Origin of the sequence: Methylophilus sp. DW102, from assembly GCF_037076555.1 — a bacterium.
In the GTDB taxonomy this organism is placed as follows: domain Bacteria; phylum Pseudomonadota; class Gammaproteobacteria; order Burkholderiales; family Methylophilaceae; genus Methylophilus; species Methylophilus glucosoxydans.
Genome location: NZ_AP029023.1, coordinates 925,895 through 943,890, shown reverse-complemented (window position 1 = coordinate 943,890; position 17,996 = coordinate 925,895). Strand labels below are relative to the sequence as shown.

Sequence of the window (17,996 nt, the reverse complement as noted above, 5' to 3'; positions counted from 1 at the left end):
TTAAGGGGCCACGGCTTTGGTGATATTGTCTTGGGCACTGATCAGTTTAGGCGTCACCTTGCTGCCAGCCGTTTGTGCCGCCACATTGGTGACCACCACTTGCTCACCGGCTTGCAGCCCTTGCTCAATGACCCACTGTTTGTCTATGACACGGCCGGCTTGTACCTCGCGTGACTCCAGTTCGTTTTTGGCATTCACCACCCACACACGCGTCGAAAACTGGTCACGCATCAACGCATCTCTGGGAATCAGAATCGCATTCGGATTGGTGGCCTGACGGATTTTGATTCTGACGTATGCGCCTGGCATCAACACCTGCTGCGGGTTTTCAAAAATGGCACGCATGACCACAGAGTCGGTCGTTTGGTTGACGGAGACGTCCGAGAATGAAAGTTTTCCTGCTTGGGCGTACATGGAGCCATCCGGCAAGACCAGTTTAATTTTAAAGTCACCATCGTTGCCTTTGAGCTGGCCATCGCGCAGCGCTTTGCGCAAGGTAAACACTTCAGAAGACGACTGGGAAAAATTAACATAGACCGGATTGACCTGCTCGACGGTGGTCAGTTGCGTAGCTTCATCTTTGCCGACCAGCGCCCCCTCGGTGACCAGTGCGCGACGGGCCACGCCATCAATTGGCGCGGTCACATTGGCATACCCCAAATCCAGCCGGGCACGATTAAGTTTGGCCTGGGCAGAGGCCACCTCGGCTTTTGCCAGTTGCGCCTCAGCTTGTGCCGCGCGGTAATCACGCTGGCTCACAGACTGGTCACCAATCAAAGCCTGATAACGCTGCAATTTGTCGTTGGCATTGACCAGGTTGGCCTCGGTCCGCGCCAACTCAGCCTCGGCTTCGAGCTTGCTGGCTTGCAACTGCTCGGGATTGATCTGGAATAACGGCGTACCGGCTTTCACCACCTGCCCTTCCTGGTACAGGCGTTTGGCGACAATACCAGAGACACGGGCGCGCACCTCGGCAATGCGGTAGGCCTCGACCCGGCCAGGGAGTTCGACCTCATCGGGAATATCTGCCACCTGCACCTTGACCACCTCCACCACAGGCGCCGCGCCTGCGGGCTGAGCGGCTTCTTTCGGCTTGCTGCACGCAGCCAATTGCAAGATCAATAGCGCCGAAAGCGCCAGCGTCGAGTGAGAAATACGGGACATGCACTACCCTTAATTGTATGGATGACAATATTCTAGCGGCACTTTTATAATTAATCAATCATGACTGATTAATTATTTTTTGGTATGATAGCGGCCATCATCAACGACTGGACTGTCACCGAGCCGCCAGGCTAGAACCACCCGACATGGCTAGAAAAACCAAAGAAGACGCGCAAAAAACCCGTGACCAGATTCTGGATGCAGCTGAGCTTGTGTTTTACGGCAAAAGCTTTACGCAGGCGACCATGGCCGATATTGCCGAAGCCGCGCAACTGTCACGCGGCGCCGTATACGGGCATTATAAAGGTAAGCTTGAAGTCGCCACGGCCATGGCCGAGCGTGTCATCCAGCAAGCCTCGCCGTTTCAGGGGCAACCGGCGCATAGCGCACTAGAAAACCTGAAACACTACTGTTTGCAGGAAGTCCGCAGTTATATCGAACCCAGCTCTATCCAGCGCGTGCTGTTTTTTCTGTATGTGGGCATTGATGATTCGCCCGAGCTGCTGCAACTGCGCTACAACTGGGAGAAAAAACGCATTGCGCAAATCAACAGCCTGCTGACACAGGCCATTGCCCACAAAGAGCTGCCCGCTGACGTCGATTTTGACTTGGTCAGTCTCTACTGCCAATCGGTGATCGAAGGCGTATTCAGCATTGTTTACTTTGGCAGCATGAGCGAAAGTGAACGTTGGCAGCGCGCAGAACAATTGTGTACCTACAGCCTGCAACGCTTGTCCATGCCTTTTTCTCAGCCTTAACCCCGTGCCGCCTGCGATTGGTGATTGACGCGGCATGGCTTCTTGCTGCAAGATAAAATAATGCATTGATCGCAATTAATTTCAACTTTTTGGCCAGCACACGGTCAGTCTGAACAGGCGGTATGCCTGTGCTTGAAATAGCATCAACGCTTGCGAAACCCATATTGCGTATGCCTGCGCAAATAAAATAACTTAAAAGAAACCCTGACCATGGACCATAACCTGAGCCTGATTACCACCATTGCCGTTGCGTTTGCGCTGGCACTGGTGTTTGGACTAATTGCCGAAAAACTCAAACTGCCTGCGCTGATTGGTTATTTACTGGCCGGCATCATGATCGGCCCCGCCACCCCAGGCTTTGTCGCCGACCTTGAAATTGCCTCGCAGCTGTCGGAAATCGGCGTCATGTTATTGATGTTTGGCGTCGGCCTGCATTTTTCGGTACAAGACCTGCTGTCGGTCAAACGCATCGCCCTGCCCGGCGCACTGGCGCAGATGACGCTGGCAACGTTGCTGGGCATGCTGGTCGCCTGGAGTTGGCACTGGAGCTGGGGCGAAGGCCTGGTATTTGGTTTGTCCCTGTCTTGCGCCAGTACGGTGGTATTACTCAAGGCGCTGGAGTCACGCCGCATTCTGGAAAGCATGAACGGCAAGATTGCAGTCGGCTGGCTGGTGGTGGAAGACATGGTGACCGTGCTGGTACTGGTGTTGATGCCTGCCCTGACGGGCGTGTTGGGCGGTAGCCAGAGTGAAGCAACCAGTGTTGCCGCCATTTGGCAAACCATAGGCATGACCTTGCTCGAAGTGGCAGGCTTTATTGCCATCATGCTCGTGGTCGGCAAGCGTGTGTTGCCGTGGTTGCTCTGGTATGTGGCGGGCACCGGCTCGCGCGAGCTGTTCACGCTGACCGTGATCGCGGTGGCGATCGGGGTGGCGTTTTTTGCCTCTACCTTATTTAATGTCTCGTTCGCATTGGGTGCGTTTTTTGCCGGCATGATCATGCGTGAATCAGAATACAGCCACCGTGCCGCTGAAGATTCGCTGCCGTTCCGCGATGCCTTTGCCGTGTTGTTTTTCGTCTCGGTCGGCATGTTGTTTGACCCCAGCATTCTGATCAAACAGCCCTTACAGGTATTGTCTGTAGTAGCCATTATTATCCTGGGTAAGTCGCTGGCGGCGGTGGCCATTGTGCTGGCCTTGCGTTATCCCTTAAATACCGCGTTAACCGTAGCCGCCAGCCTCGGGCAAATCGGTGAGTTCTCGTTTATTCTGGCCGGGCTGGGGGTCTCACTCAACCTGATGTCCCCCGATGGCATGAGCCTGGTACTGGCAGGCGCGCTCATTTCCATTGCCTTGAACCCGCTGGTGTTTGCCTCGATCAAGCCCCTGGCCAATTGGGTGGTCAGCAAGTCTGATCTGGCCCGGCAGTTCTCGTTACGCATGGACCCCTATGGTGAGTTGCCGATGACTACCGAGCGCAAATTCCTCGAAGGCCAGGTGGTGCTGGTCGGTTATGGCCGGGTGGGCAAACGCATTGCGCAGTCGCTGACCGCTGCCGCCATCCCCTACGTGGTCGCTGAACAAAACCGTGAAGTGGTGGAAAAACTGCGCAAACAGGGGCAACCAGCCGTCTCGGGGAACGCGGCGGACCCGATGGTGTTGATCCAGGCCCACATTGCCAATGCCTCTCTGCTGATTATTGCCACGCCGGATGCCATGAATATCCGCAAGATGGTCGAGATCGCCAAGCAGCTCAAACCGGATATCGAAGTCGTGATCCGCACCCATCATGAGGACGAATACCTGCGCCTGCAAAAAGAACTGGGCGAGACCGAAGCGGTGTTTTTTGGCGAGGAAGAACTGGCCAAGGGCATGTCTGCCCATGTGTTGCGGCGCTTTGAACGCCCGCATTAAGCGGTATCATCAATGACCTTGTACGCAAATTAACGTATGGCGTGCGGGCCTGGCTGGCGTTAAATTAGCACCAAGGTTAATACCTGCTACGCCCCACATTTTAATCACACCGTCAACAGCGCCGGTGATGATTCGAGCAAAAAAGCTCACCCGCCATTTGATGGCCGGTGGGCTTTTTTTATGCGTAATCGGTATGTATCGAGTCATTAGCCTTTTTTAAATTTTTCAGGAGAAGCTTCATGATACATGGTGATATTTCCAGCAGCCAGGACACCGTCGGTGTGGCCGTCGTCAATTACAAAATGCCCCGCTTGCATACCAAAGCCGAGATTCTGGCCAACTGTCGCAACATCGCCGACATGGTGGTGAATATGAAAGCCGGTCTGCCCGGCATGGATCTGGTGATTTTCCCGGAATACAGCACGCATGGCATCATGTATGACGGTCAGGAAATGTATGACAATGCCACCACCGTGCCCGGCCCGGAAACCGATATTTTTGCCGAGGCTTGCCGCAAGGCCAAAGTCTGGGGCGTATTCTCGATCACCGGCGAGCAGCACGAAGAGCATCCGAAAAAAGCCCCGTATAACACCCTGATCCTCATGAATGACCAAGGTGAAATCGTGCAGAAGTACCGCAAGATCATGCCATGGGTGCCTATCGAGGGCTGGTACCCAGGCAAGGAAACCTTTATCAGCGAAGGCCCCAAAGGCCTCAAGGTCAGCCTGATTATCTGTGACGATGGCAACTACCCTGAAATCTGGCGCGACTGTGCCATGAAAGGCGCCGAACTGATTGTGCGTTGCCAGGGCTATATGTATCCGGCCAAAGAGCAGCAGATCCTGATCAGCAAGGCGATGGCGTTTGCCAATAACACCTACGTGGCCGTGTCCAATGCGGCCGGCTTTGATGGCGTCTATTCCTACTTCGGCCACTCGGCGATTATCGGCTTTGATGGCCGGACGCTGGGCGAATGCGGCGAGGAAGAAAATGGCGTGCAATATGCGGCCTTAAGCAAACACCTGATCCGCGATTTCCGCAAACATGGCCAGTCCGAAAACCACCTGTTCAAGTTGCTGCACCGTGGCTACACCGGTGTGCTCAACTCAGGCGATGGCGATCAGGGCGTGGCGCAGTGCCCATATAGCTTCTACAGCAAATGGGTACAGGACCCGGCGGCTGCGCGCGACATGGTAGAATCGTTTACGCGCTCGACGTTGGGCACCAAAGAGGCGCCCATCGCAGGCTTACCTAACGAATAGTCGGATATTCTGACTGGCGATCACTCTAGACTAGATGAAACTAGACTAGATGAAACTAGGCGAGATCACACTAGAGTTGATCGCCGCAACGCAACACAATGGCTCCGGCCCGGCCGGAGCCACTGATGAAAGAATCTCATGGCAAACACTGACCCGATCCCGGTCGGCGTGCTGTTTTCCACCAGCGGCGCCACGGCGACCATAGAACGCTCACAGGCATTTGCCACTTTCTTTGCCATCGCAGAAATCAATGCCGCGGGCGGCATCGCTGGTCGTGAACTGGTGCCCGTCCACTATGATCCGCAGGGCATGCCGCAACAATATCAGATGCTGGCCGAACGCATGATTCGCGAGGATGGCGTCAATGTGATCTTTGGCTGCTATATGTCCAGCACGCGCAAAGCCGTGATTCCGGTGGTGGAAAAATGGCGCAAGCTGCTGTTTTACCCCACGCCTTACGAGGGCTTTGAATTCTCGCCGCATGTGATTTATACAGGTGCGGCGCCCAACCAGAACAGTGCACAACTGGCTGACTATATGACGCGACATTTTGGCGCGCGCGTCTACATGATCGGCTGCGACTACATTTACCCGTATGAGTCCAACCGCATCATGAGTGACTTTATCCTTGAAGTTCCAGGCGGCAAAAAACTGGCCGAGCGCTACGTGCCGCTGACGGCGACAGAAAAGGATTTTTTAGCGGTGGTGCGTGACATCAAGGCCAAATCGCCAGACTTTGTGTTTTCTACCGTGGTGGGGCAAGCCACCCGCCTGTTATACCAGGCTTATGCCGAGATCGGCATGGATGCCCAGCACACCCCGATTGCCAGCCTGACCACCTCAGAAGCAGAGGTGGCAGAAATGGGCGGCGGTGCGGCCCAGGGCCACATCACGTCTGCGCCCTATTTTCAAAGCATTACCAGTACCGAGAACCAGGCCTGCATCGCGCGCTTCAGGCAACAGTATGGCCACGAGATTGCGCCCAATATGGCTTGGGAAGCGGCGTATTTTCAAACCCACCTGTTTGCCGAAGCGATGCGCGCGGCCGGTAGCGACCAATATGATGCCCTGTTGCCACAACTGCTGGGCCGTGCCTTTGACGCGCCGCAAGGCCGCATTGCCATTGATGCCGGCAACCACCATACCCGGCTACACCCGCGCATTGCGCGCGTCAATGCGGCTGGCCAGTTCGAAATCATCGCCGGTGGCGGTGCCGCAGCGGTGATCCCCGACCCTTATCTGGTGACGCACCCAGGCGCCAGCTGGAACAACCTGCCTTATGCGGCGGAGTATCGTGTTGGCTGAGTCGCCCACCGCCCCTCACCCTGGTCAGCGCCAGGCCAAGCAGGCGCAGGCGCAGCGCTCCACGCTGGAGCTGTTCCGCCATTTGCGGCATGCCTGCATCACGATTTTTCATCCTGAGGACGAAAACCGCGAGGTATTAACACAGCAACTGCACCGGATTGGCTGCCAGACGGTCGCGCTATGGCCGCCGGTGGCTGAGCTGCCCGCGCAGACCGAGCTGGTGATTTTTCTGCTAGATGCCCAAGCCAGCGCGAAAAAGAAACTGCCATGGCTGACACCAGAGTCGGCGATCCCGCTGATTGGGGTGCTGGATTATGAAAACCCGACCACCCTGGAAACAGCCACCGCGCTGGGCTGCCATGGCATGCTGGTACGGCCGTTGCAGGCCAAGGGGCTGCTGTCGACGTTGATCATGACCATGCATCACTGCCAGCAACTGAAAACCTTGCGCAAACGGACCCAGCGGCTCGAAGAAAAACTGCAAGCCGCAGGCGAAATCAGTGCTGCCCAAGCCATGTTGGCGCATGCGCGCGGCATTAGTGCAGTCGAGGCCTATAAAATTCTGCGCGAACAAGCCATGCTCAAGCGCGTGACGGTGGAAGAAATTGCACGGTCGCTGCTGCAAACCGACGGTCTACTGTCCAATCCAACCAAATCCCGTTAGAATGCAGGCCCTTTAAATGGCTGCAGGTTGCTGCCTGCGCACAGTTTTTGCTTTATCAAGCCTGATGAATACCGACATTTCCCCCGCACAAACCATTACGCTGGCCAAGATCAGGCATATCGAGGAGCTTGAGCGCCTGGATAGCTGTATTGCGTTTGTTGAGAAAATTGGTCAATTGATTCACCAGTTGCAAATTGAGCGCGGCGCCAGTTGTCTGTATATTGCCTCCGGTGGCCAGCGGTTTGCCACAGAGCGCGCAGAAGCTGTCGCACAGAATCAAGCCATTGAAACCGGCTTCCGGGCAGCGTTGCAGCAGCATCTGGATAAAAACAGTCGCGCCGATGCCAAGCAACTGACGCTGATCTCCTGGATATTGCTGGGCCTGGACCAGCTCACCACACTGCGGCATCAAATCACCCTGCTCAATATCTCGTTTGCCGATAGCATCGAATCTTTTAACCGCTTGATCGGCAGCTTGATTGCGCTGATATTCGAGATCACCGACAGCTCGGTCAACAGCAAGATCTCCACCTGTTTGCTCACCTTGTATAACCTGATTCAGGGCAAGGAGTTTGCCGGGCAGGAGCGTGCGGTAGGCGCTTATTTATTTGGCTCTGGCAGCCTGCAACTGCCGCACCAGCAAAAGCTGTTTGAACTGATTGCGCAGCAGGAACGGCACTTTGAACTGGTGTGCCAGTTTGGCAGCAAAGAGCTGTGTGAGGCCTGGCAACAGTGGCAAGCCAGTGACTGGCAGCAGCAACATGCCAAGTACCGCGCCAAGCTGACCAGCGCGCGCGACCAACAAACCCTGACCCCCAGCCATGCCGACCTCTGGTTTGACTTATGCAGCCGCCGCCTGAGCGAGATGTGGCAGATTCAGTGCCAGTTGGTCGACACCATGCATGAACTGCTGGCCGGGCTCACCCGCCAGGCCAAACAAGATTATGAGCAAACCCGGCAGTACCTGCAAACTATCCAGGCCAGTCCGCAGGCCAACTTGAACAGCACGTTTTTCAACCTGGCGATTCCCATCGAAAATGCGCTGAATTTTCAGGCCCATGACACCTCGCAAACCTATCCCATGGCGTCTATGATCGCCTTGCTGCAACACCAGTCCCGGCAAATTGCCGACATGGAAACAGAGCTGTCAGACACCAAAAAGGCGCTGACCGAGCGCAAATTGATTGAGCGCGCCAAGGGCTTGCTCATGAGTACGCGCGGTCTCAATGAAATGGAAGCCTACAAAACCATGCGTAGCCTGGCCATGGAGCAGAACCGTAAAATTATTGATGTGGCGGAAAATATTCTGGCCCATCACACCGTGACGCGATAACGGTTTTCACAACGCTCCCAGACCTTCAAATTGGTGCATCCGCACCCACGTGGTGCGAGAGGCATGCCCCCTTCTTAAGCCCTACTTGAAAAAAGTTCCGTTAAAACCCAATAAAAATCAAGCATTTAAAAACAATAACCCACTTGGCACAGGCTTTGCTTATATGAAATCAAGCAATATACCAAAGGCGGTGCGTTGCTTGTAGTGAGTTAACTGGAAACCCCAGTTTGAATTTCTGACTAGCCGTTGCTGTTTCATCATCCACGGCTGGCAAAGATAAGGACAAAGGCGTCCTGAGTGTAGACCACGGTCTGCATTCAGGACGCCTTTTTTGTTTTGTATTTTCCGAACCCCTTTTTCGAATCAAATCTCAAGGAGCCGACATGAGCAGTTCTGACAAAAAAAATGTATCCCCCACCGAGGCAACGCCGGTTGACCAGGTTAACCAGCAACGCCGCCATTTCTTTATGAATACGCTGGCAGGCGCGTTTGGTGCTGCCGCCATGATGAACATGGTGCCTTCCGCCATCCGTAGCCAAGCTTGGGCGGCAGGCTCTGATGCGCCAGAAATCACCGAAGTGAAAGTCGGCTTTATCCCGCTGACGGACTGTGCGCCGATTATTGTCGCCGCGCAAATGGGCTTTGATAAAAAATATGGCATCAAGATTGTACCGTCTAAAGAAGCTTCGTGGGCAGGTGTACGTGACAAGCTGGTCAATGGTGAATTGCATGCTGCACATGTGTTGTATGGCCTGATCTACGGCGTACAAATGGGCATCGGCGGCCAGCAAAAAGACATGAACGTGCTGATGACGCTGAACAACAACGGCCAGGGCATCACGCTGGCTAACCAGCTTAAGGAAAAAGGCGTGACCAGTGGTGCGACGCTGAAACGTTTGCTGGATAACGAAAACCGCGACTTTACCTTCGCCCAGACCTTCCCCACCGGCACGCACGCCATGTGGTTGTACTACTGGCTGGCGACCTATGGCATCAATCCAATGCAGGACGTGAAAACCATCGTCGTACCGCCGCCACAAATGGTCGCCAACATGCGGATTGGCAATATGGATGGCTACTGCGTGGGCGAACCCTGGAACGCCCGTGCCATTTACGACAAGATCGGCTACACCGTCGCCACCTCACAAGATATCTGGGTAGACCACCCGGAAAAAGTGTTGGGCACCACCGCTGACTTTATCGCCAAGAACCCGAATACCGCGCTGGCGTTAACCAAAGCCATCCTCGAAGCCTCACGCTACATTGATGCGACCAAAAACCGTGCCGAAGTGGCCAAGTTGATCGCAGGCAAAGCCTATGTCAATGCGCCAGAAGAAGTGATTGAAGGTCGCTTCCTCGGCCACTACGACAATGGTATCGGCAAAAAATGGGAAGACCCCAACTACATGAAGTTCTTCAATGACGGCAAGGTCAGCTTCCCTTACTTGTCAGACGGCATGTGGTTCCTGACCCAACACAAACGCTGGGGCTTGCTCAAGTCTGACCCGGATTACCTCGGCGTGGCGAAAAAGGTTAACCGCATTGATATTTATACCGAAGCCGCCAAATCTCTGGGCATCAGCGTGCCGACAGACGTGATGCGCAGCAGCAAGCTGATTGACGGTGTGGTCTGGGATGGTAAAGACCCCAAAGCCTATGCCAACAGCTTCAAGGTTAAAGCGTAATTCTTTCAAGGAGAGTCACCATGAGTGTCGTCAGCTTTAACAAGGAAAAAATCATGCAAAACAGTGAGCAGGCTGCCAAAGCAATGCCAGCCAAGCAAGCAAAACCGGTTGTCGCGGTGGTGAGCCCTCTCTCGGCCACCGCAACAGCAGCCACCCCGGCAAGCAAAAAAGCCGGGGCATGGGCGGCAATGGCCAAACGTGTCTTTGAAGGACTGTTGCCGCCTGTGATTGGCTTGCTGATCTTTGGCGCCATCTGGTCTACCGTGGCCGCCCTGACTCAGGGCTTGCCAGGGCCGGTGCAGACCTGGCATTCGGCGGTGGAGCTGTTTAGCGACCCGTTTTATATCAACAACCCGAATGATATGGGTATCGGCTGGAACATCCTGAACTCGCTCAAACGCGTCGCCACCGGCTTTGCGCTGGCAGCGATTGTCGGCATCCCCATGGGGTTTATCATCGGCCGCTATGCCTTTATGTCAAAAATGGCGGCGCCGATTATCAGCCTGCTCAAGCCGGTCTCCCCACTGGCCTGGTTGCCGATCGGCCTGCTGGTATTCAAAGCGGCCAACCCGGCCGCGATCTGGGTGATTTTCATCACCGCGGTCTGGCCCATGATCATCAACACCGCCGTTGGTGTCAGCAAAGTGCCGCAAGACTATATGAACGTGGCCAAGGTACTGAACCTGTCCGAGTGGAAAGTCATCACCAAAATCCTGCTGCCGTATGTCATGCCTTACATGATGACCGGTGTGCGTCTCTCCATCGGTGCCGCCTGGCTGGTGATTGTGGCGGCAGAAATGCTGACCGGCGGCGTGGGCATTGGCTTCTGGGTGTGGGATGAATGGAACAACCTGAACGTTGAGCACATCATCATCGCGATTTTCATTGTGGGCATCGTCGGCCTGTTGCTGGAGCAGTGCCTGGTCATGCTGGCCAAACGCTATAGCTACGAATAACCACGACACCTCATTGACTGGTAAAGGACTCTGATCATGACCACCGCTGTAAAACAAGACCGCTATGTGTTGATTGAAAACGTCAACATGATTTTCAACACTAAAAAAGGCAGTTTCCAGGCCTTAAAAGACATCAACCTGTCTATCCAGGAAGGTGAATTCATTTCCATCATCGGCCACTCCGGCTGCGGCAAATCGACCGTGCTCAACCTGATTGCCGGTTTGCTGCAACCGACAGACGGCTACCTGTTTTGTGCCGGACGCGAAATCGCCAAGCCCGGCCCTGAACGCGCCGTGGTGTTCCAGAACCACTCCCTGCTGCCATGGCTGACCTGTTTTGAAAACGTCTACCTGGCGGTGGAACGCGTGTTTGCTGCCACCGAAACCAAAGCACAACTGGCAGAACGTACCCGCGCGGCACTGGAGCTGGTGGGCTTGAGCCACGCCATGGAAAAACGCCCGAACGAAATTTCTGGCGGCATGAAGCAACGTGTCGGCATTGCACGCGCCCTCGCCATGGAACCTAAAGTGCTATTACTTGATGAGCCTTTTGGCGCACTCGATGCACTGACCCGTGCCGGCCTGCAAGACGAACTGATGGCCATCATGGCACGTTCTGGTTGTACTGCCGTCATGGTGACGCACGATGTGGACGAAGCCGTGTTGCTGTCTGACCGCATCGTCATGATGACCAACGGCCCGGCAGCCACCATCGGTGAAATCCTGACGGTCGATTTACCCCGTCCGCGCAAACGCCTGGAGCTGGTGGAAGACCCAGCGTATACGCATCTGCGCAGCGAAGTTTTGAAGTTTCTGTATGAGCGGCACGCCAAAAAGGCGGCCTAAGTGAAAGGTGCTGGCAGGCGGCCACCTGTCAGCACCACTTGCTTATCAAAAGCAATCCTCATCCAAGCAAGGTTACCCCAATAGAGAAAAGGAGCAACACATGAACGCTAACCTACACCCACGCTTGCGTCAAGTTTCCGCAGCCATCTTGCTGGCGGCACTTGGCTCCCCTGCAATGGCAGAAGAAGAAGTTCTGCCTGAATACACTTTTATGGACGCGATTAAAACCGGTAAAAATCTGACCAGTTTCAGACTACGTTATGAGTATGTCGATCAGGATGGCTTACAGCCGGCCACTTTTGCCAACGGCAGCCCTAACCCGACTGCCAATCAAGCCCTGGACAACGCCAACGCCATGACGATGCGCAGCCTGGTTGGCTGGCAAACGGCCCCGTACCACAACTGGAGTTTTGCCGCGCAACTTACCAACGTCAGCAAACTGCAAGATGATTTCAACGATGGCACTAACCCAGTGCGTGTCAATGGCGCCTCTAATGAGAGCGACAAGATTAATTACGCCAAAGTAGTGGATCCTGACTATACCGATGTGAACCAGCTGTTTGTAGACTGGACCGGCATTAAAAATACCAAGGTGCGTTTGGGACGACAAATTGTCAACCTGGACAATGTGCGTTTTATTGGGGATATTGCTTTCCGCCAAAATACACAGGTCTTTGATGGTCTGTCCATCTTGAACAAGTCAATTCCAGATACTGAAATTTTCTATGCTCACTTTGACCGTGTCCGCCAGATTTTCACGACGCACAGAAGCGGCGACCTCGACATTTTGAACACCAGATACCGTATTTCCCCGACCGAATTTCTGGTTGGCTACGCTTACCTGAGCGATTTTGACAATCTGGGCTTTGGCAATGCCTGGTTTGGCACCGGAACAGCCAATTATGCCGCCAGCCAGTCCAACAAAACGTTTGGCGTACGCCTCGATGGCACACATCCATTCACCCCGAACTACCGCGCGCACTACACTGCCGAATATGCCAAACAGGATAATTACCGGGGTGGTGATAGCCGCATTGATGCGCATTACTACAAGCTGGGCGGTGGCTTCGGGATTGATAACTTCAATATGCGTGTCGATCAGGAATTGCTCTCCAGCAACAACAATACTTTCGCGTTCCAGACTCCTTTTGGTACCAACCACCTGTTTCAAGGTTGGGTAGACAAGTTTCTGGTCACCCCACGTGAGGGCATTAAAGATACCTTTGTCACAGCCACTTACCGTTACGGCGACTTTCTGTTCTTTGCCGATTACCACGTGATTGACTCTGACAATGACTTTTATACCGTGGGCAGCGGCACCAACCGTAATGGCAGCCGTTACGGCACGGAATGGAATGCCGCCGTCACCTGGAATATCGATAAAAACTGGATGACCAAGTTTGAATACGGAAAATTCAGTGAAGGTGACCAGTTTGGACTTGGGCCGAATACCACCAGCAATGCTGCTGGCACACGTGGCCGTTTCCGTGATACCGAAAAACTGTGGCTGACCGCCATGTATACGTTCTAAACGGACGTCTCGTCTGTAAGCAAAGGAGCCCCTCATGTCAGCAAGCAAAGTGTATTTAATCGGTGCCGGTCCTGGCGACCCTGAGCTCATCACGCTCAAGGCAGTCAAGGCCTTGCAGCTGGCAGAGGTGGTGCTGGTCGATGACCTGGTCAACCCGGAACTGCTCAAGCATTGCCCGCAGGCGCGTATTGTGCCGGTGGGCAAGCGCGGCGGTTGCAAGTCTACGCCACAGCATTTTATTCACCGCATGATGATCGCCCTGGCCGAACAAGGCCAAACCGTGGCCCGCCTGAAAGGCGGTGACCCGTTTGTGTTTGGCCGGGGTGGCGAAGAAATGCTGGCACTGCGTGCAGCCAATATTGATTACGAAATTATTCCTGGCATGACCAGTGGCCTTGCCAGTTGCGCCAGCATGGAGGTACCGGTGACCCACCGTGCCTACAACCATGGCGTGACGCTAGTCACTGGCCATACCAAAGATGGCGGCCCCCTGCCCTGGCAGGCGCTGGTGGCCAGCCATACCACGCTGGTCATTTACATGGGCATGCAGCATCTGGCTGAAATCTGCCGTGAACTGATCGCTGCAGGCATGCCCACAGACATGCCCTGTATGGTGGTTGAAAACGGCACACGCGCCGAACAGCGTGGCCTGACCTCAACGCTGCAAGCCATGCCTTACCTGGCCCATCAGCAAAGTCTTAAAAGCCCGTCCATTATCGTGGTCGGCGAAGTGGTTAAATTAGCCAGAAACAGCCAACAGGAACAAGATTGGCAACAAAACCTGCAACACTGGCTCAGCATCGGCGATGCAGCATAAGCGCTGAAAGGAGTGATTCAATGATAAAACAGAAACTGGTGGTGGTCGGCAACGGCATGGCTGGCATGCGGACGGTGGAAGAACTGCTCAAGATCGCGCCGGACATGTACGACATTACCGTGTTTGGCGATGAGCCCTACCCAAACTATAACCGCATCATGTTGTCGCCCGTGCTGGCCAACGAGCAGACCATCGATGACATTATTCTCAATAGCCGCGAATGGTATGCCGAACACAACATTACCTTGCATACCAGCGCCCGTGTCAACAAGATAGACCGCAAGGCCCGCACCGTGACCGCCGACAACGACCTCACGGTCGAATATGACCGCCTGTTGCTGGCAACCGGCTCCAAGCCGTTCATCTTGCCGATTGCAGGTGCAGACTTGCAGGGTGTGCTGGGCTACCGCGATATCAAAGACACCAACGACATGATCGCTGCGGCCAAAGTCTACAAGCATGCCGTCGTCATCGGCGGCGGCTTGCTGGGCCTTGAGGCTGCCAACGGCCTCAAGGTACAAGGCATGGACGTGACCGTGGTGCACAAAAACGAATGGCTGCTGGAACGCCAGCTAGACAAAACCGCAGGCAAGATGCTGCAAAAATCCCTAGAAACGCGCGGGCTGCAGTTTTTGCTGCAAAAAGACACGGAGCAATTGATTGGCAAAGACGGCCGCGTGGTCGCCGTGCGCTTTAAAGATGGCCAGGAAGTGCCTGCAGACCTGGTGGTGATGGCAGTCGGCATCCGCCCCAACTATGCGCTGGCCGAATCGGCAGGCATTTATTGCAACCGCGGCATTGTGGTGAGCGACACCATGCAGACCTATGACCCGCGCATTTATGCCGTAGGCGAATGCGTCAACCACCGTGGCATTGCTTATGGCCTGGTGGCCCCCTTATTTGAAATGGCCAAAGTGTGCGCCACACATTTGGCCAACTTCGGCATTGGTGTATACAAAGGCTCGGTCACTTCGACAAAATTGAAGGTGACCGGCATAGATTTGTTTTCTGCCGGTGATTTTATGGGCAGTGACGATGCCGAAGAAATTTTACTGCACGACGCGGTCGGCGGGGTATACAAAAAACTCGTGATCAAAGATGACACCATCATCGGTGCCGTGCTGTATGGCGATACGACGGATGGGGCCTGGTATTTCCAGCTGCTGCGCGACAAAAAGCCGATCCACGAAATCCGGGATCACTTAATGTTCGGGCAGGATAGTCTGGGCAATACCGGCCACCAGGGTCAGGACAAGGTGTCTGCCATGACCGACGAAATGGAAGTCTGCGGCTGTAATGGCGTCTGTAAAGGCACCATTGTCAAAGCGATTCAGGCACAAGGCCTGTTCACGTTGGACGACGTCAAAAAACACACCAAAGCCGGTTCCAGTTGTGGCAGTTGTACCGGCCTGGTTGAGCAGATTCTGGCCTCGACGCTGGGCGGCGGTTACGCGCCGCCTTCGAGCAGCAAAGCCGTGTGTGGCTGCACCGACTTTAACCACGAAGAAGTGCGCGACGAAATCCGCAAACACAAATACCTGAGCATCCCGGCCGCCATGAAGGGCATGGGCTGGAAAACGCCGAATGGCTGCGCCACCTGCAGGCCGGCGTTGAATTATTACCTGATTTCCACCTGGCCGCATGAAGCCAAGGATGATCCGCAGTCACGCTTTATCAATGAGCGCGTGCATGCCAATATCCAGAAAGACGGCACTTACTCTGTGGTGCCGCGTATGTACGGCGGTGTCACCTCGCCCGAGCAATTGCGCAGAATTGCCGATGTGGCCGACAAATACAAGGTCCCAATGGTGAAAGTTACTGGCGGTCAGCGCATCGACTTGCTGGGCGTGAAAAAAGAAGACCTGACCGGCATGTGGGCGGACCTCGATATGCCATCCGGCTATGCGTATGGCAAGTCTATCCGCACTGTCAAAACCTGTGTTGGCTCGGAGTTCTGCCGTTTTGGCACCCAAAACTCCACCCAACTGGGCATTGATATCGAAAAAGCCTTTGACCATATGTGGGCCCCGCACAAGGTGAAGTTTGCGGTCTCCGGCTGTCCGCGCAACTGTGCCGAATCCGGGATCAAGGATGTCGGCGTGATCGGCGTGGATTCCGGCTGGGAGATTTATGTCGGTGGCAACGGCGGCATCAAGACCGAAGTCGCGCAGTTTCTGTGTAAGGTGAAGACCGCTGAGGAAGTGATTGAATACTCGGGCGCGTTTATCCAGCTCTACCGTGAAGAAGCACGTTATCTGGACCGTACCGTGCACTGGATCGCCCGCGTCGGTCTGGATTACGTGAAAAAACGCATTCTCGACGATGCTGAAGGCCGCAAAGCGGCATATGAGCGTCTGCTATATGCGTTGCAAGGCGCGGTGGACCCTTGGGCAGAACGCGTCAACCAACGTGATGCCCACAAAGAGTTCGACACGATTACTGTGTAACGACAAATACTGTTTAAATGAAAAGTGGCGTGCCATTCTCCTGATTGCACGCCCGGGAGATAGATGATGCAAAAAAGTTTTTGGGAAGTGGGCCATAAACCCACCCTGTTTTCGGCCTTCTTTTATTTTGACCTGAGCTTTATGGTCTGGGTCATGCTGGGGCCGCTGGCGGTGCAAATCGCCGCCGACCTGCAATTGAATCCGGCACAAAAAGGCCTGATGGTCGCTACGCCGGTACTCACAGGCGCGCTGCTGCGGATTGTCATGGGCGTATTGGTGGATCAGCTCAAGCCGAAAAAAGCCGGCCTGATTGGTCAGGTGATTGTGATTGCCGCGCTGCTGACAGCCTGGCTGCATGGCATCCATACCTACCAGCAAGCGCTGTTGCTGGGCATGTTCCTGGGCTTTGCCGGTGCTGCATTTGCAGTGGCCTTGCCACTGGCTTCGCGCTGGTATCCGCCAGAGCACCAGGGCACCGCGCTGGGCATTGCCGGGGCAGGCAACTCGGGCACGGCCCTGGCTGCCTTATTCGCCCCTGGCCTGGCCGTGGCCTTTGGCTGGAACAATGTATTTGGCCTGGCACTGATTCCACTGGTGCTGGCGTTGCTCGTCTATGTCACGATGGCCAAAGACGCCCCGGATACGCCTGCGCCAAAATCGCTGTCGCAATACCTGGCCGTGCTCAAGGATAAAGATGCCTGGTGGTTTATGTTTTTCTACAGTGTCACTTTTGGTGGTTTTGTCGGTATGGCGTCTTCATTGACTATTTACTTCCACGACCAGTATGGCCTGGATGCGGTGCACGCGGGTTATTTCACTGCAGCCTGTGTCTTTGCCGGCTCGCTGGTACGCCCCATAGGCGGTTGGTTGGCTGACCGCATCGGCGGTATCCGTTCACTGAGCACCATGTATGTGCTGGCAGCGGTATTCCTGTTTATCCTAAGTTTTGGCATGGCTAGCCAGTCACTAGGCTTGCTGGTAGTAGTGCTCGCCATGGCAGCACTTGGTATGGGCAACGGTGCGGTCTTCCAGCTGGTGCCACAGCGTTTCCGCAAGGAAATCGGCGTCATGACCGGCTTGGTCGGCATGGCCGGGGGCGTTGGTGGCTTTTACCTGGCGTCCAGTTTAGGCTACTCTAAACAAGTGACGGGCAGTTATCAGGTCGGCCTGACCATTTTTGCCGGCTTGGCAATTCTGGCGCTGATCGGTCTCTCCCGCGTAAAAAACCGCTGGCGCACCACCTGGGGCGCAGCAACGGTCACCAGCGCCAAAATTTAATGGCATCGGACAACCGCCCAGCATTGCAAAGTTAGC

The 17,996-nt window shown here is 54.8% G+C and carries 14 protein-coding genes; 13 read left to right on the top strand and 1 reads right to left on the bottom strand.

Annotated elements, in window-relative coordinates; translation table 11 throughout:
- On the bottom strand, positions 1 to 1,164 hold the full coding sequence (locus AACH41_RS04460) for an efflux RND transporter periplasmic adaptor subunit (protein WP_194747215.1): 1,164 nt from the start codon (positions 1,162 to 1,164) through the stop codon (positions 1 to 3).
- 146 nt (positions 1,165 to 1,310) lie between these two features.
- Here AACH41_RS04460 and AACH41_RS04455 point away from each other — a divergent pair, with 146 nt between their 5' ends.
- The 13 genes from AACH41_RS04455 to AACH41_RS04395 all read left to right on the top strand — a co-directional run bounded on the left by AACH41_RS04455 (position 1,311) and on the right by AACH41_RS04395 (position 17,960).
- Entirely contained in the window at positions 1,311 to 1,922 is a 612-nt protein-coding gene (locus AACH41_RS04455) for a TetR family transcriptional regulator (RefSeq protein WP_338656974.1), read from the top strand.
- A 210-nt stretch (positions 1,923 to 2,132) separates the two neighbouring features.
- Positions 2,133 to 3,836: a YbaL family putative K(+) efflux transporter gene (gene ybaL / locus AACH41_RS04450; RefSeq protein ID WP_338656973.1), complete on the top strand. Its 1,704-nt coding sequence runs from the start codon at positions 2,133 to 2,135 to the stop codon at positions 3,834 to 3,836.
- 239 nt (positions 3,837 to 4,075) lie between these two features.
- The gene (locus AACH41_RS04445; protein WP_338656972.1) at positions 4,076 to 5,098 is read left to right on the top strand and encodes an aliphatic amidase; all 1,023 of its coding nucleotides are present in this window, start codon (positions 4,076 to 4,078) and stop codon (positions 5,096 to 5,098) included.
- A gap of 138 nt (positions 5,099 to 5,236) precedes the next feature.
- Positions 5,237 to 6,403, top strand: coding sequence for a transporter substrate-binding domain-containing protein (locus AACH41_RS04440; protein WP_338656971.1), 1,167 nt, complete (start codon positions 5,237 to 5,239; stop codon positions 6,401 to 6,403).
- A complete protein-coding gene (locus AACH41_RS04435; RefSeq protein ID WP_338656970.1) occupies positions 6,378 to 7,067 on the top strand; it encodes an ANTAR domain-containing protein in 690 nt (229 codons plus the stop codon). Before AACH41_RS04440 ends, AACH41_RS04435 begins: the two co-directional genes overlap by 26 nt.
- A gap of 64 nt (positions 7,068 to 7,131) precedes the next feature.
- The gene (locus AACH41_RS04430; RefSeq protein ID WP_313983678.1) at positions 7,132 to 8,400 is read left to right on the top strand and encodes a nitrate- and nitrite sensing domain-containing protein; all 1,269 of its coding nucleotides are present in this window, start codon (positions 7,132 to 7,134) and stop codon (positions 8,398 to 8,400) included.
- Positions 8,401 to 8,783: 383 nt separating this feature from the next.
- On the top strand, positions 8,784 to 10,085 hold the full coding sequence (locus AACH41_RS04425; RefSeq protein WP_338656969.1) for a CmpA/NrtA family ABC transporter substrate-binding protein: 1,302 nt from the start codon (positions 8,784 to 8,786) through the stop codon (positions 10,083 to 10,085).
- 20 nt (positions 10,086 to 10,105) lie between these two features.
- Positions 10,106 to 11,041, top strand: coding sequence for a nitrate ABC transporter permease (gene ntrB, locus AACH41_RS04420; protein ID WP_194747226.1), 936 nt, complete (start codon positions 10,106 to 10,108; stop codon positions 11,039 to 11,041).
- 36 nt (positions 11,042 to 11,077) lie between these two features.
- Positions 11,078 to 11,887 (top strand): nitrate ABC transporter ATP-binding protein, encoded by an 810-nt coding sequence (locus AACH41_RS04415; protein WP_338656968.1) that lies wholly within the window; start codon positions 11,078 to 11,080, stop codon positions 11,885 to 11,887.
- Positions 11,888 to 11,987: 100 nt separating this feature from the next.
- A complete protein-coding gene (locus AACH41_RS04410; protein ID WP_194747228.1) occupies positions 11,988 to 13,418 on the top strand; it encodes an alginate export family protein in 1,431 nt (476 codons plus the stop codon).
- Between the two features lie 34 nt (positions 13,419 to 13,452).
- Positions 13,453 to 14,235: a uroporphyrinogen-III C-methyltransferase gene (cobA, locus tag AACH41_RS04405; RefSeq protein WP_194747229.1), complete on the top strand. Its 783-nt coding sequence runs from the start codon at positions 13,453 to 13,455 to the stop codon at positions 14,233 to 14,235.
- A 20-nt stretch (positions 14,236 to 14,255) separates the two neighbouring features.
- Complete coding sequence (nirB, locus tag AACH41_RS04400; protein ID WP_338656967.1) at positions 14,256 to 16,682, top strand: nitrite reductase large subunit NirB; 2,427 nt, start codon at positions 14,256 to 14,258, stop codon at positions 16,680 to 16,682.
- A 66-nt stretch (positions 16,683 to 16,748) separates the two neighbouring features.
- The gene (locus tag AACH41_RS04395; RefSeq protein WP_338657575.1) at positions 16,749 to 17,960 is read left to right on the top strand and encodes a nitrate/nitrite transporter; all 1,212 of its coding nucleotides are present in this window, start codon (positions 16,749 to 16,751) and stop codon (positions 17,958 to 17,960) included.
- The last annotated feature ends 36 nt before the right edge of the window (positions 17,961 to 17,996 follow it).